22 protein-coding genes and 1 other RNA gene are annotated in these 24,290 nt (G+C 34.1%); 17 read left to right on the top strand and 6 right to left on the bottom strand.

Annotation, left to right across the window (positions count from 1 at the left end):
- Positions 1 to 82: 82 nt before the first annotated feature.
- Positions 83 to 823 (top strand): LytR/AlgR family response regulator transcription factor, encoded by a 741-nt coding sequence (locus HQN85_RS05740; RefSeq protein WP_173269816.1) that lies wholly within the window; start codon positions 83 to 85, stop codon positions 821 to 823.
- 242 nt (positions 824 to 1,065) lie between these two features.
- Here the strand turns inward: HQN85_RS05740 and HQN85_RS05745 are convergent, their stop codons facing one another.
- Both HQN85_RS05745 and HQN85_RS05750 read right to left on the bottom strand, forming a co-directional pair.
- Positions 1,066 to 3,363 (bottom strand): ATP-binding protein, encoded by a 2,298-nt coding sequence (locus HQN85_RS05745; protein WP_173269819.1) that lies wholly within the window; start codon positions 3,361 to 3,363, stop codon positions 1,066 to 1,068.
- Between the two features lie 113 nt (positions 3,364 to 3,476).
- Complete coding sequence (locus tag HQN85_RS05750) at positions 3,477 to 5,903, bottom strand: alpha-ketoacid dehydrogenase subunit alpha/beta (protein WP_173269822.1); 2,427 nt, start codon at positions 5,901 to 5,903, stop codon at positions 3,477 to 3,479.
- Between the two features lie 129 nt (positions 5,904 to 6,032).
- Here HQN85_RS05750 and HQN85_RS05755 point away from each other — a divergent pair, with 129 nt between their 5' ends.
- From HQN85_RS05755 to HQN85_RS05785, 7 genes are all read left to right on the top strand, one after another.
- Entirely contained in the window at positions 6,033 to 6,425 is a 393-nt protein-coding gene (locus HQN85_RS05755; RefSeq protein WP_173269825.1) for a DUF1573 domain-containing protein, read from the top strand.
- A 292-nt stretch (positions 6,426 to 6,717) separates the two neighbouring features.
- Complete coding sequence (locus HQN85_RS05760) at positions 6,718 to 7,917, top strand: pyridoxal phosphate-dependent aminotransferase (RefSeq protein WP_173269827.1); 1,200 nt, start codon at positions 6,718 to 6,720, stop codon at positions 7,915 to 7,917.
- A 161-nt stretch (positions 7,918 to 8,078) separates the two neighbouring features.
- Positions 8,079 to 8,446: a transfer-messenger RNA gene (gene ssrA / locus HQN85_RS05765) on the top strand.
- Positions 8,447 to 8,845: 399 nt separating this feature from the next.
- Positions 8,846 to 11,254: an ATP-binding protein gene (locus HQN85_RS05770; protein ID WP_173269830.1), complete on the top strand. Its 2,409-nt coding sequence runs from the start codon at positions 8,846 to 8,848 to the stop codon at positions 11,252 to 11,254.
- A 1-nt stretch (position 11,255) separates the two neighbouring features.
- Positions 11,256 to 11,918, top strand: coding sequence for a response regulator transcription factor (locus HQN85_RS05775; RefSeq protein WP_173269833.1), 663 nt, complete (start codon positions 11,256 to 11,258; stop codon positions 11,916 to 11,918).
- On the top strand, positions 11,915 to 12,526 hold the full coding sequence (locus HQN85_RS05780) for an HNH endonuclease (RefSeq protein WP_173269836.1): 612 nt from the start codon (positions 11,915 to 11,917) through the stop codon (positions 12,524 to 12,526). The genes HQN85_RS05775 and HQN85_RS05780 overlap by 4 nt, the downstream gene beginning before the upstream one ends.
- Complete coding sequence (locus HQN85_RS05785) at positions 12,523 to 14,136, top strand: N-6 DNA methylase (RefSeq protein ID WP_173269839.1); 1,614 nt, start codon at positions 12,523 to 12,525, stop codon at positions 14,134 to 14,136. Before HQN85_RS05780 ends, HQN85_RS05785 begins: the two co-directional genes overlap by 4 nt.
- Before the next feature lie 250 nt (positions 14,137 to 14,386).
- Here the strand turns inward: HQN85_RS05785 and HQN85_RS05790 are convergent, their stop codons facing one another.
- Positions 14,387 to 15,109 carry a hypothetical protein gene (locus HQN85_RS05790; protein WP_173269842.1) on the bottom strand — a complete coding sequence of 241 codons (723 nt, stop codon included), beginning with the start codon at positions 15,107 to 15,109 and terminating at the stop codon, positions 14,387 to 14,389.
- Positions 15,110 to 15,202: 93 nt separating this feature from the next.
- On the opposite strand from HQN85_RS05790, the gene HQN85_RS05795 reads away from it, so the two are divergent.
- Positions 15,203 to 15,556 (top strand): hypothetical protein, encoded by a 354-nt coding sequence (locus HQN85_RS05795; protein ID WP_173269845.1) that lies wholly within the window; start codon positions 15,203 to 15,205, stop codon positions 15,554 to 15,556.
- Here the strand turns inward: HQN85_RS05795 and HQN85_RS05800 are convergent.
- Positions 15,538 to 16,341, bottom strand: coding sequence for a hypothetical protein (locus HQN85_RS05800; protein ID WP_216847227.1), 804 nt, complete (start codon positions 16,339 to 16,341; stop codon positions 15,538 to 15,540). The genes HQN85_RS05795 and HQN85_RS05800 overlap by 19 nt on opposite strands.
- A 251-nt stretch (positions 16,342 to 16,592) precedes the next feature.
- Between HQN85_RS05800 and HQN85_RS05805 the strand changes: the two genes are divergently transcribed.
- The 3 genes from HQN85_RS05805 to HQN85_RS05815 all read left to right on the top strand — a co-directional run bounded on the left by HQN85_RS05805 (position 16,593) and on the right by HQN85_RS05815 (position 18,204).
- Positions 16,593 to 16,880, top strand: a complete 288-nt coding sequence (locus HQN85_RS05805; protein ID WP_173269850.1) for a hypothetical protein — start codon at positions 16,593 to 16,595, stop codon at positions 16,878 to 16,880.
- Positions 16,877 to 17,452 carry a hypothetical protein gene (locus HQN85_RS05810; RefSeq protein ID WP_173269853.1) on the top strand — a complete coding sequence of 192 codons (576 nt, stop codon included), beginning with the start codon at positions 16,877 to 16,879 and terminating at the stop codon, positions 17,450 to 17,452. The genes HQN85_RS05805 and HQN85_RS05810 overlap by 4 nt, the downstream gene beginning before the upstream one ends.
- Before the next feature lie 119 nt (positions 17,453 to 17,571).
- A complete protein-coding gene (locus HQN85_RS05815) occupies positions 17,572 to 18,204 on the top strand; it encodes a phosphatase PAP2 family protein (protein WP_173269856.1) in 633 nt (210 codons plus the stop codon).
- Positions 18,205 to 18,284: 80 nt separating this feature from the next.
- Here the strand turns inward: HQN85_RS05815 and HQN85_RS05820 are convergent, their stop codons facing one another.
- A complete protein-coding gene (locus HQN85_RS05820) occupies positions 18,285 to 18,806 on the bottom strand; it encodes a hypothetical protein (RefSeq protein WP_173269859.1) in 522 nt (173 codons plus the stop codon).
- A gap of 296 nt (positions 18,807 to 19,102) precedes the next feature.
- Between HQN85_RS05820 and HQN85_RS05825 the strand changes: the two genes are divergently transcribed.
- From HQN85_RS05825 to HQN85_RS05835, 3 genes are all read left to right on the top strand, one after another.
- The gene (locus HQN85_RS05825; RefSeq protein WP_173269862.1) at positions 19,103 to 20,491 is read left to right on the top strand and encodes an exonuclease domain-containing protein; all 1,389 of its coding nucleotides are present in this window, start codon (positions 19,103 to 19,105) and stop codon (positions 20,489 to 20,491) included.
- A 250-nt stretch (positions 20,492 to 20,741) separates the two neighbouring features.
- Positions 20,742 to 21,626: an AraC family transcriptional regulator gene (locus HQN85_RS05830; RefSeq protein WP_173269865.1), complete on the top strand. Its 885-nt coding sequence runs from the start codon at positions 20,742 to 20,744 to the stop codon at positions 21,624 to 21,626.
- Entirely contained in the window at positions 21,616 to 22,026 is a 411-nt protein-coding gene (locus HQN85_RS05835) for a DUF983 domain-containing protein (protein WP_173269868.1), read from the top strand. Before HQN85_RS05830 ends, HQN85_RS05835 begins: the two co-directional genes overlap by 11 nt.
- A gap of 48 nt (positions 22,027 to 22,074) precedes the next feature.
- Here the strand turns inward: HQN85_RS05835 and HQN85_RS05840 are convergent, their stop codons facing one another.
- Positions 22,075 to 22,677 carry an LURP-one-related/scramblase family protein gene (locus HQN85_RS05840; protein WP_173269871.1) on the bottom strand — a complete coding sequence of 201 codons (603 nt, stop codon included), beginning with the start codon at positions 22,675 to 22,677 and terminating at the stop codon, positions 22,075 to 22,077.
- Between the two features lie 166 nt (positions 22,678 to 22,843).
- On the opposite strand from HQN85_RS05840, the gene HQN85_RS05845 reads away from it, so the two are divergent.
- Both HQN85_RS05845 and HQN85_RS05850 read left to right on the top strand, forming a co-directional pair.
- Positions 22,844 to 23,689, top strand: coding sequence for a CvfB family protein (locus HQN85_RS05845; protein WP_173269875.1), 846 nt, complete (start codon positions 22,844 to 22,846; stop codon positions 23,687 to 23,689).
- A gap of 236 nt (positions 23,690 to 23,925) precedes the next feature.
- Complete coding sequence (locus HQN85_RS05850; protein ID WP_173269878.1) at positions 23,926 to 24,129, top strand: cold-shock protein; 204 nt, start codon at positions 23,926 to 23,928, stop codon at positions 24,127 to 24,129.
- Positions 24,130 to 24,290 lie beyond the last annotated feature (161 nt).

The following is a 24,290-nucleotide window of genomic DNA, read 5'->3' on the forward strand; positions in this document are numbered from 1 at the left end:
AATTTCCTGTTATACAGCAATGTAGACTAAGTTGTAAGATTTATATATCCTATCAATTTATAAAAATCTTAATTTAAGCATTATGAACTACAGCTGTTTAATAGTAGATGACAATGAGATTGAACGTGATGCAATAGAAATGTATCTGCGTAAAGTTAATCAACTTGATATTAAGGCTGTTTGTAGTAATGGTGTGGAAGCTGCAGAAGTGCTAGCAAATGAACCAATAGATATTGTATTTTCTGATATTGACATGCCAGAGTTATCTGGAATGGGCTTATTGAAAAGCATAAAAAGCCCTCCTGTTTTTATTTTCATTACTTCTTTTACGGAATATGCTGCAGAAAGTTTTAATCTAGATGCTTTAGATTTTATTGTAAAACCTGCCACTTTTGAACGTTTGTTAAAGGCAAGTACAAAGGCAATAGAATATTTAGACCTTAAAAAAAAGGTAAGTTTAAATAGCAATCCACCTCCAGCAGAAGATACCGACGATCACTTCTTTATTAAAGAAACTAAAGGCTTTACTAGATTAAATTATAATGATGTGATTTATATAGAAAGCATGGGCGATTTCTCAAAGATTTATACTGCCAATGATAAGCATGTCACCTTAGTCAACCTTAAAAGCTTAGAACGTCAACTTCCTGCTTTCTTTATCAGAGTGCATAAACAGTATATTATTAATCTTAATCAGATTGCTACCATTACACAGAATGAAATTGTATTAAATCATAACAATACTGTTCCCGTTAGTTTAATCAATAGACAAGAATTAGTAGAAAAAATAGCAAATAAAACTATTTCAAGGCATAAGCCTTAACTATTTTGACCTTTTTACCATTCTATCCTTATTCATTCCTTGGTGTACTAAGTAGATAAAGAAATTACCAAAGAACTTTCCGTAAGCTTTCATTTTTGTAATACTCATTGTTAAGAATCAGTTTTTGCGATACTGAATGCTCACAATTTCTACAAAAATTGTTATCTTTTTTTGGAAAGTCGATGAAGCCAATAAGATAGTCGATGAAAGTATAGAAGTTGAAGATGAAAATTTGCAGCTAATTAGGCTTTTGGTAGAGCTAAAGTAAAAACACTGCCTTTATTCTTTACACTTTTAACTTTTAAAGAACCGTTCATTAAAGTTGTAAATGTATGGCACAACACCAATCCAATCCCTGTACCTTTTTCTTGATTGGTACCGATTGTGCTTTTCCCTATCTCTTGGTAACCTGAATTATTAAAATTATCTATTTGCTCTTTTAATAAACCAACACCATTATCAATTACCGAGATTGCAATCGTATTATTTTCTACTTTTGAAGACAACTTAATCGTTTCATTTTTTGCACTAAACTTAATGGAATTACTAATTAGGTTACGCAAAACCAATGCGGTCATATTCATATCTGCCAAACAAATACTACCGGACTTAATCTCATTTATAATCGTAATGTTTTTTTGAACTGCATTGGCGTGGAGTGAATTCAAAACTTCTTGCGCACAAAGTTCAACATCAAATCTTTCAATAATAGGCTTAAAACCCTGCATTTGACTTGAGGCCCAATTCAACAGATTTTCCATCATAGATGAAGTGTATCCTAAAGTAGTTTTTAAAAGCCCAGCATATTTTGTTAAATCTTGTTGATTAATATTGCCGTCTTCTAACAATTGTATAAATGAAATTAATGAGTTTACTGGAGACCGCATATCGTGACTTACAACACTAAATATGCGATCCTTTACTTTTCCAAGTTTTTCTAATTCTAGCTTTTGCTCCGATACAATCTTATTCAGCTTTGCAGTTTTACGCTGTGTATAATATACAAATAATGCAGAGGCTAATAAAATTGAAGCCAATATGCCTAAAATTAAATTTACGTTTCTATTGAATTTTAATTCAGTTCGCTGCAATCCAATCTGCTTATCTTTTATCTCTTTATCTAGTTGGGCTTTTAGTCGTTGTTGTTTTAGCAAGTTAGCTTGAGATCTCTTTTCATTTTCTAAATCGGCTTGCTTTTTAAGAAATGTTAACCGCTGAAGTATCTTTTCTTGGTTACTCAAAGTCAACTCTTGTTGTTGCTGCTTAGCCAATAAAACCTGTCGTTGTAATTCGACATCTGTTAATTGTTGCTTTAACTGGTAATCTTTCTCTTTTACACCAAAATCAATTTGTAACTGCCTTCGTATAATTTCCTTTTCTTTCTCCTGGTTAAAAATTTGATCCCTAACTCGTATATATTGCCTATAATTTTTGAGCGATTGATTGAAATCCCCCTGCTTCTCATTTATTGAACTTAAATTCAAATATGCATCTCTTTGTACATTTAACAAGTTCACTTGTTGTCCAATTTTTAAGGCTTCTATTAAAAGATCTTCAGCTTTGCTATACTCGTTATTTTTTTCATAAAAATTACTTAACGCCAGTAAACTGTTAGCATAATCATCTTTATGGTCTGCTTTTGAATTAATTTCGTTTGCTTTTTGATACGCTTTAAGTGCCAAATCTTTTTCACCCATTGCCTCATATACATTCCCAAAATCTTTATTTAGTGGACCTAAAACAGTTGAATCGTTATTTACTTGCGCAACGTTTAAAGCCTTTTTATAATTCTCTAAAGCAAGGGCATTTTTTTGATTTGGCTTCGCTCCCATCTTAATCAACTCTTCTTTTGAAGCTGTAAAATAAGCCTGACCAATGCTGTTGTAAACCACAGCTACGCCACGATCGTTTGGATCTTCTTTTATAAATATTTTTAGTGCTTTTTGTAAATAGTTTAAGGCATAATCTTGCTGACCTAAATCCATATAAATTCCTGAAATATTAGCGTAACAGCTTGCTAAGTCAACTTCATTACCGTTTTTTAAAAAAATATCGATTGCTTTTTGATGAGCATCTAATGCTTTAACATAATAGGGAACGCCTGTATAAAGTGCACCTAAATTTAAATATGTTCCGGCAACCCAATCTAAATCATTAATAGCAGTGTAAGCTGCTATCGCTTTTTTATAGTTTTCTTCTGCCTTATAGAAATTGGTAAAACCATGATAAAACATTCCCAACTTATAGTACGCTTGGGCTTCAAATCTTCTTAAGTTTAATTTTCTAGCTAAAAGAACACTTTTATTTACAAATTCTTCAGATTTCTCGAAGTTTTTAACCCGCATGGATTGATAATAAACTTCTTTTAAGATGACCAACTTTGCAGAATCCTGTTTTACATGATTTGCATTGACCTTTAATAAACTATCTAGTTTTAATTGAGGAGATTTTACCTGTGCAAATGTTGCAATGCTGATTAAAAGCAAGCAATAAGTAAGAAAACATATTTTTGAGATAGAGAGCGTAAATTTATAATTCATCCTTAAAATAAGTTACAGATGAATTTAAGAGCAATAGTTTGCCCCAAAAAATGAGTTAATAGCATAAAACGATCCATTAGGGATGAATAGATCAATATAAGTTAAATTGTTGATTAGTTAAACAAATCTGGAAATTGTTGTGGATTGCTTTCGTTCATCATCGCATACACCGCTTCAATTACATCATCAACTGAAGGTTTGCTAAAATAATCACCATCAGAACCATAAGGTGGGCGATGTGCTTTTGCAGTTAATGTTTTAGGTTGAGCATCTAGTAAGTAATAACCTTGTTGTTCTTCTAAAATTTGTTGTAAAATAAAGGCTGTCGCACCACCTGGCACATCTTCATCTACTACTAACAATTTGTTAGTTTTTTGTAGTGATTTTTTGCACAGCTGATCCATATCAAATGGTAATATAGTTTGTGGATCTATAATTTCAATAGATATACCTAATTGCTCTAATTCTTCTGCCGCTTCTTCAACAATGCGAAGTGTAGAACCATAAGTAACTACAGTTAAATCTGTTCCGGCTTTAATAATTTCAGCTTTACCCAAAGGGATGGTAAACTCGCCTACATTATCAGGCAATTTCTCTTTTAAACGGTAGCCATTCAAACATTCTATCACCAATGCAGGCTCATCAGATCTAAAAAGTGTATTATACATTCCTGCTGCTTGTGTCATATTACGCGGAACACAGATATGTAAACCACGTAAAGAACCTAAAATTACAGCCATTGGTGAACCTGAATGCCAAACACCTTCTAAACGATGACCACGCGTACGTACAATAACTGGTGCTTTTTGTCCGGCTTTGGTACGGTAAGATAAACTCGCTAAATCATCACTTAAAATATTTAAAGCAAATAACAAGTAATCTAAATATTGTATTTCGGCAATCGGGCGTAAACCACGCATGGCTAATCCAATGCCTTGACCAATAATGGTCATTTCTCTAATACCTGTATCTGTAACTCGTAAATCACCATATTTAGCTTGCAAACCAGCAAAACCCTGATTTACATCCCCTATATGTCCTAAATCTTCTCCAAAAGCAACTAAACGTTGGTCTCTACCAAAATTAGAATCGAAACAAGCGTTTAACAATTCCCTACCATCTATCATTTTGCTGCTTTCGCTATATTCAGCAGGAATTACATTTACTAAAAATGGACTTTCTTTTCCTTCTGTAAATAACTTAGAGCTATATTTTTCTTCATTAATTCCTGCCTGCTTTTGATACCATTTTACCAAAACATCACGCTCTGTTGAGGGCATATTGACACTTAGACGGATAGCTTTGCGGGCAGTAGAAATTACTTCTCTTCTTAATGCATCTGGAGTAGAAGCTAATTGAGCAGAAATTTTAGTTAGCATCGGGCTATCATTTCCAAAAGCATTAATCATATTGATAACTTCACTTTGCTCTTGTTTGATACTCTCTAAAAATTCGTTCCAAGCTTCTTTTTGTATATTTTTAACATATACTTTAGCTTCCTCTTCTAATGCCGTTAAATCTTCATCAGTCGAAATAGCTGATTCGATCATCCATTTGCGCATTTGCAAAATACAATCGTGCTCTTTCTCCCATTCTAACCTATTTTTTTCTTTATATCGCTCATGAGAGCCAGAGGTAGAGTGACCTTGTGGTTGCGTAACTTCTGTAACGTGTATTAAAACAGGCACATGGTCTGTTCTACACACATCAATTGCTTTTTGATAAGTTTCGCATAAAGCAGGATAATCCCAACCTTTTACCTTAAAAATCTCGTAACCGTTAGTTCCTTCTTCTCGTTGAAAACCTTTTAATATCTCTGAAATATCTTCTTTTGTGGTTTGATATTTTGCTGGCACAGATATGCCATACCCATCATCCCATACTGAAATTGCCATTGGCACTTGCAAAACTCCAGCGGCGTTAAACGCTTCAAAGAAAACACCTTCTGAAGTAGAAGCATTACCAATGGTACCAAAAGCAACTTCATTTCCGTTTACAGAAAAGTTCTTCAAATAATCTAATTCAGGATTTTGTCTAAATAATTTAGAAGCATATGCTAAGCCAACTAACCTGGCCATTTGTCCGCCTGTTGGCGCAATATCTGAAGAACAGTTTTTAATATCGGTTAAATCTTTCCAAGAACCATCTTCGTTTAACGAACGTGTAGCAAAATGACAGTTCATTTGTCGACCTGCAGATGAAGGATCTGCTTCTACGCTTGGGTTTGCATATAATTGGGCAAAAAATTCCTTTATTGTAGCAATTCCAGTTGCAAAGGCAAAAGTTTGATCGCGGTAATAGCCTGAGCGCCAATCGCCTTTTTTAAAGGCTTTTGCCATTGCTATTTGTGGAACTTCTTTTCCATCACCAAAAATGCCAAACTTTGCTTTACCAGTTAATACTTCCTTTCGACCAAGCAAACTAGCCTGGCGGCTCTCAAAAGCTATTTTATAGTCGTTAATTACGATTAACTTAAAGTCATCGAAACTTAATTCTGAAGCATCAATCTGATTAGTGGTAAGCTTTCCATCTGACATCATAAGTAATTATGGTTAGGGCACAAAGATACAATTCTTTCTAATTATGCTTTAATAAGCTAGGCAAATAATATTTGGAATACTTTTTGTTTTACCCTTTTATATAGTAAATTTGTTAAAAGCGAAATAACCATGAAAAAATTAATTCTGTTAGCCGTGTTGATATTAGGTATTAGCGTGATTGTAAAAGCACAGACTAAACCTGCTGAGTTTAAATTTGAGACTGAAACGCATGATTTTGGAAAAGTAGTCTTAAATAAACCTGTTGTTTACACCTTTAATTTCACAAATATTGGCGATGCTCCTTTGATTATTACAAAGATAGAAACTACCTGTGGATGTACTGTGGGAGAATATACGCAGACACCTGTTAAAAAAGGTGAAAAAGGATTTGTAAAAGTAACTTTAACTCCTGCAGGATCTCCTTTACCTTTTAATAAGGCAATTACATTAACCTCTAATGCCAGAACAAGTATTAAGGTTTTATATGTTAAAGGCGAATCTATAGAAGGTAGTACCAAATAATATTTTATAAATATTTCCCAAAGTCTTCTTTCCCGTGAAAACGGGAACCTTAATGCGATAAAAGGCAAGAAATTTACTTTATCATTGCATTAAGATGCCCAGTCGAGCTAGCATAACGAGATATTTTCGACGATCGTCATTCCCGTGAAAACGGGAACCTTAAAGCGATAAAAGAGTACAAAATTACTTAATTATGCATTACGATGCCCAGTCGAGCTGAGCATGATGATACCAATTATTTATTTTACATTTAAAACCCCGATTATATCACGGGGTTTTTTATTTTTGTGCCATGCCAAAAATTTCAGAAAAAGGGCTGCAAATGCCCGCATCACCAATTAGAAAACTAACTCCTTTTGCAGATAAAGCTAAAGCAGCAGGTAAAAAGGTATATCATTTAAATATTGGTCAGCCAGATATAGCCACACCAGAAGGTATGCTAAATGCCATTAAGAATATAGATTTTGATGTTTGGGCTTATACTCCTTCTGAAGGAACACTAGCTTACAGAAAGAAATTGACCGAATACTATAATAAATTAGGCTATAACATTACACCAGAAAATATTTTAGTAACGGTTGGTGGTTCTGAAGCTATTACAATCGCTATGCAAACTTGTGTAAATGAAGGCGATGAAATTATTATTCCAGAACCTTTTTATGCAAACTATAATGGTTTTGCTTGCATGAGTAATGTGGTGGTAAAACCTATTTTATCGTATATAGAAAATGGGTTTGCATTACCTCCTATCGCGGAGTTTGAGAAATTAATTACAGACAAAACTAAGGCAATCATTATATGCAACCCTAATAATCCAACAGGATATTTATATTCGAAAGAGGAGCTAGAGGCTTTAAAGGCTTTATGTTTAAAATATGATCTATTCTTGTTCTCAGACGAAGCTTACCGTGAGTTTTGTTATGATGGACGTGAATTTATTTCTCCAATGCATTTAGATGGATTAGACGAAAACGTAGTGATTATGGATACGGTTTCTAAACGCTATAGTGCATGTGGAGCTCGTTTAGGCTGCTTAATTACTAAAAACAAGGAAGTAATTGCTTCAGGATTAAAATTTGCACAAGCGAGATTAAGTCCGGGTATGGTTGAGCAGATTGCTGGAACCGCAGCAGTAGATACTCCAGATAGTTATTTTGAAGAAGTAAATAAAGAATATACCTTACGTAGAGATACCTTAGTAAAACGCTTAAATGATATTGAAGGTGTATTTTGTCCTAATCCAGGTGGTGCATTTTACGTGGTAGCTAAATTCCCTATTGATGATGCTGATGCTTTTTGTCAGTGGATGTTAGAAAGTTTTGACCATAATGGAGCAACTGTAATGATGGCACCTGCAACAGGATTTTATTCTAATCCGGGTTCTGGTAAAAACGAAGTGCGTATGGCTTATGTTTTAAATACTGACGACTTAAATGCTGCAATGGATTGTTTGGAGTTAGCCTTACAACAATACCCAGGAAGAACGGTTTAATGAGTTAGAAGTATTTAGTCGGGAAGTCCGAAAGACATAATTATTTATATTCGCGAAGTTTAAAAATGTGACTTTGGACACCCTAAACAGTCCAATTTGGCAAAGTATTTGTATATTTGAACTTCGGACTGTTAGACTTCCTAACTTTCCGACTAAAAATTGGGGCCGTTTTGGATTTGACAGGGTGGCGCTAAGTATGTTAGCATGCAGTGCGTTGTACGGAGAGCACTTAAAAGAGAACGTTCAAAACAATAATTGGCGAAAATAACTACGCCTTAGCTGCCTAATTTAGAATTACGTAAGCTTTTGTCTCGCTAACTGCCGCAATGTTAGGTTAGCATCAGAGGCATCGAAATAACAATGCTAGCTTTTGTAGGGTACGATACAAAAGCGAAACAAAGTACCTAAGGAGAAAGTTTAGGTCGGTTTCCAGCCCGACTGATCCCGACAACTAATTGGAAAATAAGCATGTAGAAGGTATAATTTATCACACAACTGGACAAGGGTTCGAACCCCTTCGGCTCCACCAAAAAACCTCTATTTGATGGATTTACAAATAGTTAAATCATAAAATAGAGGTTTTTTTTTCTAAAGACGTAATTACAAAATATTGATAATCAAATATACAGGTTTCGTTTCCCTCTAAGATTTATTGATTTTTGAAAGAGCGTTTCATTGAATGTCAAATAAATAGCTTTTCATCGGGATTCTGTGAATAAAATTCTTCTAAAGTTATTCTGATTATTACATCTGCAATTAAATTAAGAAGTTTAACTTCTTTTCTTTCTCAGTTTCGTCATAAAAATCATTGATTTTAGTATTAATTCTATTCTTTGATATGGTACGTTTTGCTTTTCTTTTTTTCTTATTTTTTATTAAAAATTTATGGAAAAAATGTACTTATCAGTGATGTTCTGTAAACATTGCTATGGAATTATTTTTATCATATCTTAGTGTTTTAAAATGTGTATATTTATTTCTGCATCTTATTACTCATATGTCAAAAAGCACGAGGCCAGATCTAATCAAAAAACTGCAAGCTTTATTATCAAGCCCGGACACGGATTATAGATCGATACTCAGAACCTCGGCCGAACTTTCTAAGCTTGACGAAAAATTCCAAAGGTTTACAATTGATGCTAAGACTTTAATTCATTTAGGGCGTGATAGCATTAAAGACCATACAACAGCATTAATTGAGTTGGTTAAAAACAGTTACGATGCCGACGCAAATGATGTAGAAGTTGAAATATCAACAAAATGCAAAACCCCTTTTATACGAATTTCTGATAACGGTTTTGGAATGACAAAAGACCAACTTCTAAATAGTTGGCTACGGATTGGTTTTTCCAGTAAACGAAATTCAAAACTAAGTGAATTTGGTCGTCGTAAAACTGGCGAAAAAGGTATAGGTCGTATTTCTACAGATAGATTAGGTGCAAATCTGGAATTGATTACAAAAACGGTCGATGATGGTATTATTGGACTTAAGGTAAATTGGGATGAATTCGATGTTGAAGGTAAAGATGTATTTGATATTGATATTGAATTAACCCATCCGCAAAATATCACTTTGCCAACCTCACTTAATGTTCAGAAAAACACAGGAACAGAAATTAAGATAACGAACTTACGCCAATCCTGGAGTCCTAAAAATATTGAGAATCTGTATTATGAGTTATCGGCGCTTACCCCTCCTTTTAGTGAAGTAAAGGATTTTGAGATCAGATTAAAGAACGACGTTGCCGAGATATATTCTAAAAAGGTTGAGTCCGACTTTTTAAAGGCATCTGAAATCGAATTAACTGCTGTATATGATGGAAAGGGAGATGATATTCTTTATACGATCAAGGATAAATACAATCCAAAGGAAAGTACTGAATATATTAAGTGGCAACAGATCCTAACTACCTTCTCGCGGCGTTTGGATACATCGGAAATAGGTACGGAACTAACATTAGGGCCAGTAACCATCGTATTCAACTTCTTTACTAGGGACTCTACGGCAGTTTTAGGTACAGATTTGAAATTAGCTGATCTTCGCGCCTTCATTGACAACAATATGGGGCTGAAGATCTATCGTGATAATTTTGCGGTTCGGCCCTACGGTTTTCCATCTTCCCAATTCGGATATGATTGGTTAGAACTTGGTGACCGTAAAGCACGTGACCCGGCGGGTCTAGGTCGTGGCGAGGATTATAAAATTACACCCAATCAGTTAATAGGTGCGGTTTTTATTTCTCGTGATCGCAACCCCAAATTGATTGACAGCGCTGCACGTGAGGGATTAGTTGAATCCGAAGAATTTGAAGAGCTTAAAGCAATGGTTATGGGTTCTATATTGATTCTTGAAGCCCATCGTGCAAAGTTGTACCCAGAAATACAGAAGGCTAAGAAAACAAAAGAAAAGCACTCGGCGTATCAGGAAACGCTACGTATCAAGGAGCAGTTGACAACGGTGAAAGAAGATTTGAACGCTATAAAAAGTGAAATTGAAATGGGAGGTACAGTTAATCCGGAGAATTTCATCAAGCCACTGGTCACTTCTATTGATACAGTCGAAATTATTTCCGAGGAAGTTGAGTCTACGATTAGTGGATTATTAGATTGGCAACGTCAATTAAGCGGCTTAGCGACAATGGGTATTTCCTCAGCCGTCTTTGGCCATGAGACGGAAAGTTCAATTTCCCAATTTAAAGGTGCCGTAAATGCCGCACGTCTAGTATTACGGGATGTTCCCCCAGACATTGAAAGTGCAATTGAAGAACTTGACAAGGCCCTTAAAAACTCTAAAAAAGTAGCTGCATGGGGAGCCTACGCGTTGACTCGAGTTCAGCGAGAAAAACGAATAAAGCGTAAGACGCAGGTTATAAAAACTATTAAGAATGTTGTCAAAGAGCTTACTCCTGTTTTTGAATCATCAACAATTCAGATAACAGTCACTGGCGATAACTTTTACACCACTACATTTCCTATGGATATCGAGTCAATGCTTGTAAATCTTCTAACTAATGCCTACACAGCAACCCTATTGAAAGGTGGTGTGAGGAAAATCAACGTGGATGTACAAAAGGAAAAACGAGGACAAATCGAAGGTTTCTTCTTTAAAATTGCAGACACAGGCCCTGGCATTCCAAAGGAATTTGAACACATGATATTTGAACCGTTGTTTTCGACTAAAACCGCAGGTGCAAACAGCAGTAACAGCGTTGGAACCGGGCTTGGGCTTACGATTGTGAGGTCAATATCAGAAGAATTGAAAGGAGATGTTACATTTGGAAAAGATCCTAACCTTACCGGAGCCTTCTTTAAAGTTTGGTTACCTAAAATAGACTAATATGCCACAGATTGCCATAATCGATGATAACATTGATTTAAGCGGGACGCTTAAGAAGACGATTGCACATTATTTTAAAAAGTTCGGAAGTACTTTTTCTATAATTACACAACAACCCTTTCACGATATAGATGACTATTTTGGCTTTGTTGATACAAACGATGTTTGTCTGTTGATACTTGATGAACGATTAAATGATAAACCCTCAATGGATGGCAATCCAGTCCATTACCTCGGAAACGAGTTGGTCGTAGAACTAAGAAAGCAATTAAAGGATTTTCCAATTGTCATGATCACGACCTTCTCTGATCAGGACGATGTTCAGGCAAAAGAAAATGAATTCGAATATTTACTAAACAGAGACGATATAACTGCCAATGAAGAAACTGCCAATCTATATATACCACGGATTATCCGTGCAGCGCAGCGATATCTTGACACTAATAATAAAGAATTAAGTGAGTACAATGAGCTGACTAAAAAGATTGCATCAGGAGGAAGTACAAGTGAGGATGTTGAAAGGCTCGAAGCACTTCAAATTAAACTAGAATTGCCAATCGTTGGCTATGATGACAGGAAGGTTTGGCTCGATCAATATGAAGATCACATCAAGGAACTAGAACTACTCAAGGCATTGATTAACGAAAAGCTAAATGCCAAATGAATTATCGGCTCATCCATAAAAGTGTTGATACACAGCCAAAAACTGGGTCATATTCTGATTGGAAAGTACAAATTTCTGAAGAGTGCTTTAAACAGTGTATTTATTGTACCATTAATGAAGTCAATTGGGGTGGTATTGATCACTATCATATTGACCATTATAGGCCAAAATCTATTTTTAAAGACTTAGAGAACGACATCTGTAATCTCTTTTATGCTTGTCCAGTTTGCAATAGATTTAAGAGTGACGATTGGCCTAACGAACCTGATTTAAATTTGCCCAGCTACCCTGATCCTAGTTTAACAGATTTTTCTACATTATTTGAATATGATGAAACCGCATACCAATTAAACGGACGTAATATATCCGCGAAATATATTATTAATCGTCTGTATCTCAATAGGCCACAGCTCATATATGAAAGACGAGAAGCTTTTCTAAAAAATAAAGAGTTAGATTTGTTCAACAATATAGTGGAATTGGCAAAAGAACTAAGCGATGCCGATTTATTAAAACAAACATTTGAAACATTGGGAAAACTTCGTAACCATCTTGCAAAGCGAGATTGGATCAGACCCTATAAACTTGCAGAAATTAGAAAACCTTGAAAACTAAAAAAGCTACTGGATCTTATTACACGCCCTCATTTTTAACAGATTTTATTGTTGATCGAGTAGCTGCGCATCATTCAAATGATGATTCAATCTCAATTCTTGAGCCTAGTGCAGGCGATGGGAGTTTCTTACGGTCAATAGCGCAATCGAATCGTTTGAGATCGTTGAAAAATATTGAAGTTTTTGCTGTTGAAAAAGAAGAGCAAGAGATCAAGAAAGCCAAAATAAGTGTTGCTAATCATTCTGAGCACTTAAAATACTTTTTTTTCAATGAAGATTTTTTAGAATATCAATTACACAGCGAGCAAAAATATGATATTGTAATAGGCAATCCACCCTACATAAAAAAAACATTGTTGGATGGCGCTGACATTGCTAATTGTCACCAAATTCATACAGCGGCAGGATTTGGTGAAACAACTGTAAAGAATATTTGGTCGGCTTTTCTATTAAAATCATGTCAACGTATAAATTCAGAAGGAACGATTGCACTCGTGTTACCTTCCGATCTTCTTCAAGTAAAATTTTCAAATCAATTAAGACATTACCTGGTTAGAGAATTTGCTCGAATAGAAATTTTTACTTTCGATGACCTTATGTTCGAATGTAAAGGGCAGGATACTATATTACTTTTTGCCTTCAAGCACCATCAAACTCCAGGGCAATATTATGCTCATATAAGTGATACCGATCAATTAGTTAAACAAGAATTCACCTTGAACTCTAATGAGGCATTGTCTCAAAACGATGTTAAATGGAGTCATCACTTATTATCAACAGAGGAATTGAATTTTCTTCATGAGGTTGCCGGTAAATTACAAACAATCAATGCATATTGTGACTCTAGACCAGGCATTGTAACTGCGGCCAACGAGTTTTTTATTATCAACAATTCTACAGAGGAAGAGTATCAATTAAGCGATTATACAGAGCCTATCATCCAAAAAGGCTTTTTTGTAAATGGGAGTGTCGAGTTTAATCAGGATGACTACGCTGCTTTATGTAAAAGTGATCGTCCATCAAAACTTTTAAAATTTAAAGATCAAGATGTTTCCTTTTCTCATAAAGTAGAAAATTATTTATCTATTGGAGAGTCTATTGGTTTACCAGACCGCTACAAATGCAAAATGCGTAACAATTGGTATGTTATTCCTAATATTAGTAGACCTACAGATGGTTTCTTTTTTAAACGATCACACAAATATCCCAAACTATTAAAAAATACTGCAAAAGTTCACGTAACTGATTCTGGTTATAAAATAACAATGCGAGAAGGCTATCAAATTGATGATCTGATTTATTCATTTTATAATTCTTTAACCTTAGCATTCGCAGAATTGAGAGGACGATATTATGGAGGAGGGGTACTAGAGCTGACACCGTCGGAATTTAAGTCGTTACCAATTCCATTCACTACCTTTACGAAAACTACATTTGCGAAATATTGCGCTGATTTTAAACAGAAAAAATCGATTAATGCGGTACTCGAAGCTAATGATAAGCATATCCTGAGTGAGGTATTACAGATGAATCCTTCTGAGATTAATCTATTGAACAATATCTATATAAAGTTGGTTGAGAAAAGGCTACGTGCAAAAAACTAAAAGTTCCATTGCCTAACCATTAGAGCTAAGAAGGCTTTAAATATTATTAGAAGTCATTCAAATTAGAAAACCTAAAAATCAAATGAGGCATATCGAGTAAAGGATTATATTTGACTAGTAAAGAGTTAAAATCGAACCCACCTTTTCAAATTTATAAACCCTCTAAAAACCTCAAAAATACCGAAAAGGGTTCGTTTATAACCCCGCTAAGTCCACAAATTTTAAAAAAGCCATCCTAAAAGGATGGCTTTTATTTTTTAGCCCCTATAGCAAAGTTTCCTAAAAACCTATAGTTTACTCCAACTATTAAGGCACAACCTAAAAACCATAGTGTAGTTAAAAATGGTGTACCCATTATCCATTCTTGATTTAAAAAACCTTTATTTAAGATCCCATTTAACACTATCAATATCATAATGGTATCTAAAATCAATGGAAAAATGAGGAAACCAATAAATAATAAAATTTTCTTTTTGTTAGCTATCGCTTTATATGCCGTAATTAAAGGTGGAACACAAATAACAGTGACGATTAAGAAGGTAATCATTTTTATGGTTTGAAAATTGGAGTGATCTGCATTTAAAAATAAAGAACGTACACCCCAAACTTCATCTCCACTGCCCATAGCGGCCATGTACATTCTTCCGAATTGCATGTTTCCTAAAATCAATAAAAGTCCGAAAGATTGATATCGAACGGTTGTCCCATATTTAAGAAAATATCGTCCTATCCACAACATTATAAAAGTAAATAACGGGCCAGCAAAGGTTGCTGCAATCATATATTTAGAATTGCAGCCTGCACAAGTTTGCCATACATTAAAATCTCGAGTTCCCCAGCAACCACAAATCACTCTACCTGTGATGATATGTGCTAGCTCATGCAATTCATGCATCAGAAAAAAGAAAACGATAAACAGCAGCAGATTTTTAAAAGTCAGCTGTATTTTTAAATTAGAAGTGGAAGGCGTCATTGTTGTATGACGTATATTTTTAAGTTTAGGTTACAGAATTGAAATTATACATTTATTATATTAAAAATCTAACGCAATTCTACTTCACAGCAAATGCATTTTTACATTTTTCCCAATGGGAAAAGGACTTTGCGTGATAGGAAATATCCTTTGTGTGATGGGAAAAGCTCTTTGCGTGATGGGAAATGTCCTATGCGTAACGGGAAATGTCCTTTGCCTGGTAGGAAATGTGCTTTGCGTGATAGGAAATGTCCTTTGCGTGATGCGAAAAGCTCTTTGCGTGACGGGAAAAAGGGTTTGCGTGACGAGAAATGTCCTTTTCGTGATGGGAAAAGGGGTTTGCGTGATGGGAAAACCAAATTTCCTTATCGAAACGTACTTAACAGAAGGGAAATTATCTATGAATTGAAATGTCATATACAATTTGTTTACTTCTTTAACGAATGATATATTTCACTAATTGCTTGATCAAATTTTTCTAATTCGAAATTCTGAGGATCATCGTGTCCATCTGGTATACCATCGTCTAATACGGCATGAAAAGTAGGAACTAACCAATCTCCTTTTCTAAGACTTGTAGCTATGTATAACAATGCTAACCTTTTATATTGAAGATCAGTAAAGCCGGGTTTTATCGCGATCGCATCATTCTTTTTACCCGGATCAGCAATGCGGGGTTGAATAACTTCAATATGTATAAAATTACCTACCACACTTTTATTCAATAGAGGATTCTTTGTGGGACTTTCAAACTTAGTAGCATGAATTTGCTTACTGAAATCGTTAGAAGTAATGGAAGCACCCAATCTATTGATGAAGATGTGCGTTAGTTTAAAGGTTCGCTTATTATCTAGTCTATTCCCACTCCAAGAAACAGAATCGATATTATTAGGAAAAGCTGTAGAGTCTGTTAAAAAATTACTGGTATCATGTATCACAAAATAGTTTGCTTTTATTCCCGAAACAGAACTTATAGTAGAATCTAAAGAGCCGCCTACTTCTTCATCTGCGATATTCGATGCAGTTAAATATTTTTTAAGCGCCTTTTTGCGCACTACCTTAACTTGTCCATTTAAAATTGAATCTAAGAAAATGGGTAAAGTAGTTAGTGTATCGCCCAAATGTGCATATTTCTGAACGTATCGAAGTAAGTAGGTCGCTTGTTGATGCTTTGTACCTACAAATTGCATTTTCTCAGTATCAAATTTCGCTGCAATTTTAGATTGCCCCATCGTTTGATTGCAAAACGCGATTGATAAAAGGGAAACGAATAGAAGTTTTGTTCTCTTATGCATGTAATTTCAGATTGATATCATTAATAAAAGTAGGTTATTTGAATGAACATCAAATATTTTAAAATTATTTTCAGCCTTTAAGCATAAATAAAGGCTGTTTTTATGTAAAATACCTAAAAATGAGTATTGCTTTAAAACCCTTACCTAGCTAATTTTAACCTATAAATTAAACAACAAATTAAATAGCTATGGAACAGACTAAGAAATTTTTATTATTTGCAATGGCGTTACCCATGTTAATGGCAAGTTGCGAACTATTTGAAGCAGAACCAGAAGAAGAAGAAGTTAAAAAAGTTGATAATTCGACTTACACATACACTTACACTTGCCCTATTGGCTCAAAAAACACCATTCAAATTCCGAATAGGTTATCTGCAACGTGTAAAGCAAATTGGGAATATTATGCTAGAACTTATGGCTGTAACGATGCCAATAACTTTGCTACTGCAAATGCCAAAAAAGCACAATGCCCATGAGAACTTTTTTATTTATACTGCTAATTTGTGTGTTGAGCTCAGCACAGGCGCAAATTAAATTAACCTCAGGGCAATATACCACTGAAGATGGTTATTACACGGTTACGATTAATTATGATCAAAACAGCTTGACCTTAATTGAGCCGAACAGAACTTCTGTATATACCCGATTGGAAGGAAATGTTTTTAGATTTATCCATCCTACAAACAAAATAGATTACCGCATAGAGGTCATAGATCCTTCTACCATTCAAACATTTAAACCGAATGTAGATAACAGTCGATATACAATTAGATTAAGCAAAGGTGATGCAACTGCGAATAACGAGCAATTTAAAACGTATTACGCCATGGCAGAACGCTATAAGGCTAAAATGATTACCGATAAGAAAGATGCGCAATTATGGTCGTTTTGTGCAGCAGCAGCTATGGCAAGAAGCAGTATGAATGAGGAAGGTTTTAAAGATTACGCCAACAAAGTTTCTTTATCTATCAAACAAATTATCATCAATAAAGCTAAATGCCCATGTGAGGATGCAATTCCCACAGAAATATGGAATAAAGCAAATTAATTTTCATAGGTTAAACGTCTCTCTTAAAGCCTTAGCACAAGCTAAGGCTTTTTAAATTGCTGTGGTTCATGTCCAAAAATAATTTCATTAACTTTGGTTAAACCCAACATGAAAACTTGATGCAGCAGAAACGTATTGTATTATTAATTACCCTATTAGCCTTAATTACCAGTTTTATTCTGCTTAGCTTTTTTGTTAGCTACCATCCTGTTCCAGCACTAGATCTTAAGATTTCTCTATTTGTCCAAAAATACCATTCGGATATTCTGGATAAAATCATGTTAGGTATAAGCTTTTTCGGCGAATTACCTTATTCTTTACTTATGGTAGTTGTTGTTGCCGCAATATTTTATGCTTTCAAATATAAACGTGAGGCCTATTTTATCCTTTCTATTTTACTCTCTGGAGTAGTAATCTTGGGTATAAAAAATATAATTGACAGACCACGTCCTACTGCATTTTATGTGCGTTTAGTAGAAATAAACAGGTTTCAGAGTTACCCGAGCGGACATGTGCTATCTTATGTGCTATTTTTTGGGTTTATGATATTTCTAATGCGAAAACTAAATCATCTCCCTCAACTAACGAGAAGGATAGTCACTTATTTTTCTGCTTTTTTTATGGCAACAATTGCTTTCTCTAGGATTTATTTAGGCGCACATTGGTTTTCTGATACGCTTGGGGGATTTTTACTAGGCTTAATATGTCTCTTCCCTCTTTGTTTTTTCTATTTAAAAAAGAAACGGGGATAAAGCATCTGCCCTATCCCCGTCATCTAAATTAACGCTCTCATATATATAGACGTTTATTTATTTGGTTTATTGTATAGGGCTTAATTTTTATTCCAATTTAAAGAATTCCAAAAAGTTTGCTTATCTGCTTCATGTGGATTGTTGTATGTTTCCATAAACATTAATGAATACATTTTAGTCTCTATAAAAACATTCATTACGTAGGCAATATTAAAATCTTCTTTTTCACCCTTCAAATCCATTTTTACGATATAAGCAGGCTTACCTTTAAAAGTAGTAATTGATTCGTTTAGTATAACTGCGCCTGGGCTACCTCTTAACATTCCACTTTTAATAGTTTGATAAGTCTCTTTTTGTTTTAAGCGTTCTGCCCACTTCAATTTATCTACGCCTAGTTTTTCAAAATCAGTAATCATCGCCATACATTTTGAAGTTGAATCTATTGTCGCAATCCAAATTGGCTTGTCATCCATCATAGATTTTTCTGGTTTAGAGGGAAACGAAACTGAAACACTTTCATCAAGTTTTACACGCTCCCAAGTTAAAATGGTAATAAATAGTACTGGCGAAAATAGTAGAAATAGAATTAATTTGTGTTGCATCTTTAAGAATAAGCAACTAAGATATAGGATTATAAAAGCAGATGCAATACCTAATTATCTGTATTCGATTTGCCCTAAAAAAAGAGACGGAGATAAAGCTTTTGCTCTATCCCCGCCATCTAAATTAACGCTCTCGTATATATAGACGCTCGTTTATTTACTTTATTGTATGAAGTTGCATTTTTTTTATTTTTTTCAAGTCAGCATTTCACATTGTAGAATTCATCTTATTTTCGATTAAAATAGTTTTTAATACTAATTTTTTTAGCATACATTTGTTTAACCATTGATTAATTATGTTGTATGCAGTTGTAGATATCGAAACCACTGGTGGCTATGCAGCCGCTCACGGCATTACAGAAATTGCCATATACATTCATGATGGTCAAGAAATCGTAGAAAGCTATGAAACGTTAATTAATCCACATCAGCATATTCCGATACACATACAAGCGTTAACGGGAATAGATAATGGGATGGTGGAGAATGCGCCAGACTTTAGAGCTGTAGCTGATAAAATTTATCGTTTATTACACGACAAAATATTTGTAGCGCACAATGTAAATTTCGATTATTCTTTTGTTCGACATCATTTAGAAGCTTGCGGCTATCATTTAAATACCAAAAAACTGTGTACCGTTAGGCTGAGTAGAAAGTTATTTACCGGACTACCTTCTTATAGTTTGGGCAAACTTTGCACTTCGTTATCCATTCCTTTAAATAATAGGCACCGAGCTGGCGGAGATGCAGCTGCAACTGCACTTTTATTAGCTATGCTAATTGAAAATGATGCTAAAGGATTAATTAAAGATACTTTAAAAAGAGCTTCAGCAGAACAAACTTTACCTCCAAATTTGCAGAAATCTGAAATAGATAAATTACCAAATACGCCTGGTGTATATTATTTTAAAGATCAGAAGGGAAAGGTTATTTATGTTGGCAAAGCTAAGCAACTTAAAAAAAGAGTTTGCACTCATTTTACTGGACACAGTATTAGCATGCAACGACAAAACTTCTTAAGAGCTATCCACAGTATAGATTTTCAAACATGTGGAACAGAATTAATGGCTTTTATTTTAGAAGCAGCAGAAATTAAAAAGCTTTGGCCCGAGAACAACAGAGCAATGAAGCGTTTCGAACAGAAATATTCCTTATATAGTTTCGAAGATCAAAATGGTTATATCCGATTAGGTATTGATAAATACCGAAAAAATGGAACGGTGCTGTATAGCTTTAACAATTTATTGGAAGGTCATCAATTATTAAGAACCATTGTGGCTGAACATTCGCTTTGCGAAAAGTTATGCTTTATCCAAACTTCAAAAACAGCATGCACACATTATGCGACTAGCGAATGCAATGGAGCATGCATTGGAGAAGAAAATGTAGATGATTATAATTATCGTGCTTTACAAGCGATGGAAGCTTTACAAAACCTACTTCCCTCTTTTGCCTTAATAGATCAGGGAAGATCGGAAGATGAAAAGAGTTGTTTATGGGTAGAGAAAGGAAAATTCTATGGCATGGGTTATATTTCTGAGTATTGTGATATCAATGACTTAGAAACCTTAAAATCTGCTATCACACCTTATCCATCTAATGATTATATCATGAACATGATTTTAACCCATAGCAATCAATATCCGCAAAAAACGATTCCTATAGTTTTCGAAACAGTTATTTAAGAAAGGTATTACTTACTGGGCAAACATCTGGGTTGTCATTCCGACTTTGGAGGAATCTCTTTTTTCAATTTTGTATAAGAGGCCCTTCGCTACACTACCAATATAAAATCAACATCATATTTTATCGCATTACGATACCAAATCGAGTTGGGCATGACGGAAAAACTAAAAAAATCACAACAAGTAAAAAGTACCATTTTTACTAGAGATAACACCTTTAATTTAATGTCCTAATTAGGTACTTTTGTATATGAAAAATGATATCCCTATTTACGATATACAAAACCTTAAGACTTATAAGCAAGATGGGATTTTAGTGAGTAAATTTGGGTATTATGCTAAACAGCATGAACATTTACATGCTGCACATCGCCATTCGTTTTTTCATTTAGTATTTTTTACCGAAGGAAGTGGAAATCAGCAAATTGATTTTAAGGAATTTGATGTAAAACCAGGATTGATTTATTTCATGATACCTGGACAAGTACACAGTTGGAATTTTAAGACTGAACCTGAGGGATATATCATCAACTTCTCTGCAAATTATTTGAGTTCATTCTTATTAAAGCCCGATTACTTAGAAAATTTCAATTTTTTTAACGGACAACCCCATTCTCAAGTAATTGACTTACCAACTGAAGTTCAACAGACAATTATCTCAATTTTTGAAGATATGTTGAAAGAGGGATCAAGCGAAAAACATGCTAATGACGATTTGGTTAAAACATTATTAATTAGATTATTCATTGAGGTGGCAAGAACAGATGATGCCTTGCAAAAAGCGAATTCCAATTCTTACAATCATACGCTATTAAAAAATTTCAGAAATCTAATAGAGAAAAATTATGCTCAATTAAGACTTCCTAAACAATACGCTGAATTATTATACATTACTCCAAATCATTTAAATGCACTATGCAATGACTTTTTAGGGATATCAGCAGGTGCGTTAATTAGAGATCGCGTTATTTTAGAAGCGAAGCGTTTGTTAATCAATTTAGATTTAAGAGTTTCAGAAATTGCAGATAAATTGAATTTCGATGATCAATCTTATTTCATCAAATTCTTTAAAAAATACGAGGGTATTACCCCAGAAAAATTCAGAAAATTAACTACAACACAAAATGGAAACTAAGAAAGAATTATATATTTCTCAATGGAGTGGATTTGCAAATGCGAAATGCCCTCGTTGTAGAGTTGGTAAAGTATTTACTGGACCAACCTATGGATTTAAAATTCAGAAAATGAACGAGGTTTGTCCACATTGTCAACTTAAATTTGAACGTGAACCAGGTTATTTTTACGTGGCCATGTTTGTAAGTTATGCGATGAATGTTGCCGAAATGATTACGGTGAGTGTTGCTGCTTATATTTTAGGATTAGAATTAAATTTCACTAATTTATGGTATTTCGCAGGTATTCTATTTCTAACTACTTTGCTGTTTTCGCCTTTTAATTACCGATATTCTAGAATGGTATTACTGTATTGGTTATCTCCAGGATTACATTATGAGCCAAAAAGAAGTTTAAAATAATATTAATACTTAGCCGCAGATGAATATCAAATCTGCGGCTTAAGATAATTACTTACTTTCTTTAAGCACCATGTCTATGGTAATTGCAGTAGCAACAATAGCTACTTTCTGCTTATTTTCCGCATAAGTAGGATCTATTGAAACATTATATTTATCGGCAGAGGTAAAAATTTCTTTCATTGCACCAGCCCATTTCTTACCGATTTTACCTATTTCTACACCCATTGCATTTTTAATGGTGAAATTCCAAGCTTTCCAATCGCCAGTAATTTGCGCAATTGTGTCTCCTGTGCTTGGGTCTGTGATGGTAAAAGTTGGTTTAAAAAATTTAAACTTCTGCTTTATAATTCCTATTTCAACACCATTAGGATCAGTCACACTAATTTTCGACATCCAAAAAGTCCATCCTCTACTAATAGTAGCTTGCAGCTGACCATTTGTATCTGTGATTTCTAAATGAAAAGGCATCATGGCCTTGTTAATAAGGAGTGTTAAGAATTTTTGCCATCCACTCATTCGTTGTTTAATCACACCAATTTGAGCGCCCTGCTCATTATAAACTTTGTATTCATTCGTAAACTTTAAAAAATTTACTTTCTGGTCGATAAAATATTCATCACCCAGAAAAAACGTTGGAATTTGTTGATTCATTAATTTAGTTTTCGTTGGTTTATGCAACTAAAATAAATATTTTTTGGGCTGAACAACTATAATTTATCAATTTATTAACTACCCAACCACACCTAAAGATTGTGTAACTTTGTAAAACGAAAATTAAACAGTCATTGAAGAAAATGGCTTAACTTAAAATTAAAAAATGATAGAAATAGGAAAGTATAATGATTTAAGAATTGCAGCTAAAAACAGTGATGGCTTAAGTTTATCAGATGGCGATAGAGAAATTTTATTACCCTATGCTGATGTGCCTAAAAACGCTGAACTTGGAGACAATATCAAAGTTTTTGTATTTATAAATAAGGATGGAAACACCATTGCAACAACAAAACAGGCTTTAGCAGAAACGGATGATTTTGCATATTTAACTGTAGTAGATGCGAATGAAGATGGCGCTTATTTAGATTTAGGCATTGGAAAAGATATTTACGTTCCAATTCGTGAACAAAAAAGACCAATGCATAAAGGAGAAAGTTATGTTGTTTATGTTTATCTAGATGAAAATAATCAACGTATGCTTGCCTCTTCTCGATTAGATAAATTTATTGAAGAAGATGATTTCGATTTTGATGAAGGTGATGAAGTGAGTTTATTAATTAGCGAGCAAACTGATTTAGGTTTCAATGCCATTATCAATAATAGATATATTGGGCTTTTATATCACAATGAATTGTTTGCCAACTTAAAACCTGGCGAAAAGCGTAAAGGTTGGATTAAAAAAGTACGCATTGAAGGTAAAATAGACTTGAGTTTACAACCTTTGGGCTATAGCCATATTCTTGATACTAAAGATGTGTTGCTAAAAGAGTTAAGAGAAAATGGTGGAGTAATTGCCTTAGGGGATAAAAGTACGCCAGAGGAGATTTATGAGCGTTTTCAAATCAGTAAAAGTGCATTTAAGAAAGCAACAGGCGGTTTATATAAAGAACGAATTATCGTAATTGGCGATAAAGAAATTAAATTGGTAGTTGATCATTTGGCAGATTAATTAATTACGCCCTGCTTAAATAAAAATAGTTTAAGCTAAAGCAAACCATTTGGCATTGTTAAACGTATTTAATATAAGTAGAATCTACTTAAGGGAGTTTTTTTGTGAGGTGCGGCTTGTGAAAGCTGCACCTTTTCTTTTGCTTTTAGGTTACAAAATTGTAATTGTATGAAAATTATTTAACCTTTTATATTGAAATTGTTATCTTCACTTCTTAATTTAATAAAAAAGTAGTTATGACAGGTACAGTAAAATGGTTCAACGATGCTAAAGGCTTTGGTTTTATAACCCCAGAAGAAGGTGGTAAAGATATATTCTGCCACCATTCTGCAATCCAATCTTCAGGACAAAGATCTTTGCAAGAAGGACAACAAGTTGAGTTTGAAGTAAAAGAAGGCAAAAAAGGCCCGGAAGCTGAAAACGTAAGAGTAACCGGATAAGTAGAAATTTTTATTTATTTATTTGATGCAAAAAATGCCATCTACCTTAGGTCGATGGCATTTTTGATTCTGTATTAATTATAACATTTATAGTGCAATTAGAAATTCTTTACACTATAAATAGTTGAATTAGTTAAATTTGTGAGCTTAATACTCCCATT

Origin of the sequence: Pedobacter boryungensis, assembly GCF_013204825.1 — a bacterium.
GTDB classification, from domain to species: domain Bacteria; phylum Bacteroidota; class Bacteroidia; order Sphingobacteriales; family Sphingobacteriaceae; genus Pedobacter; species Pedobacter boryungensis.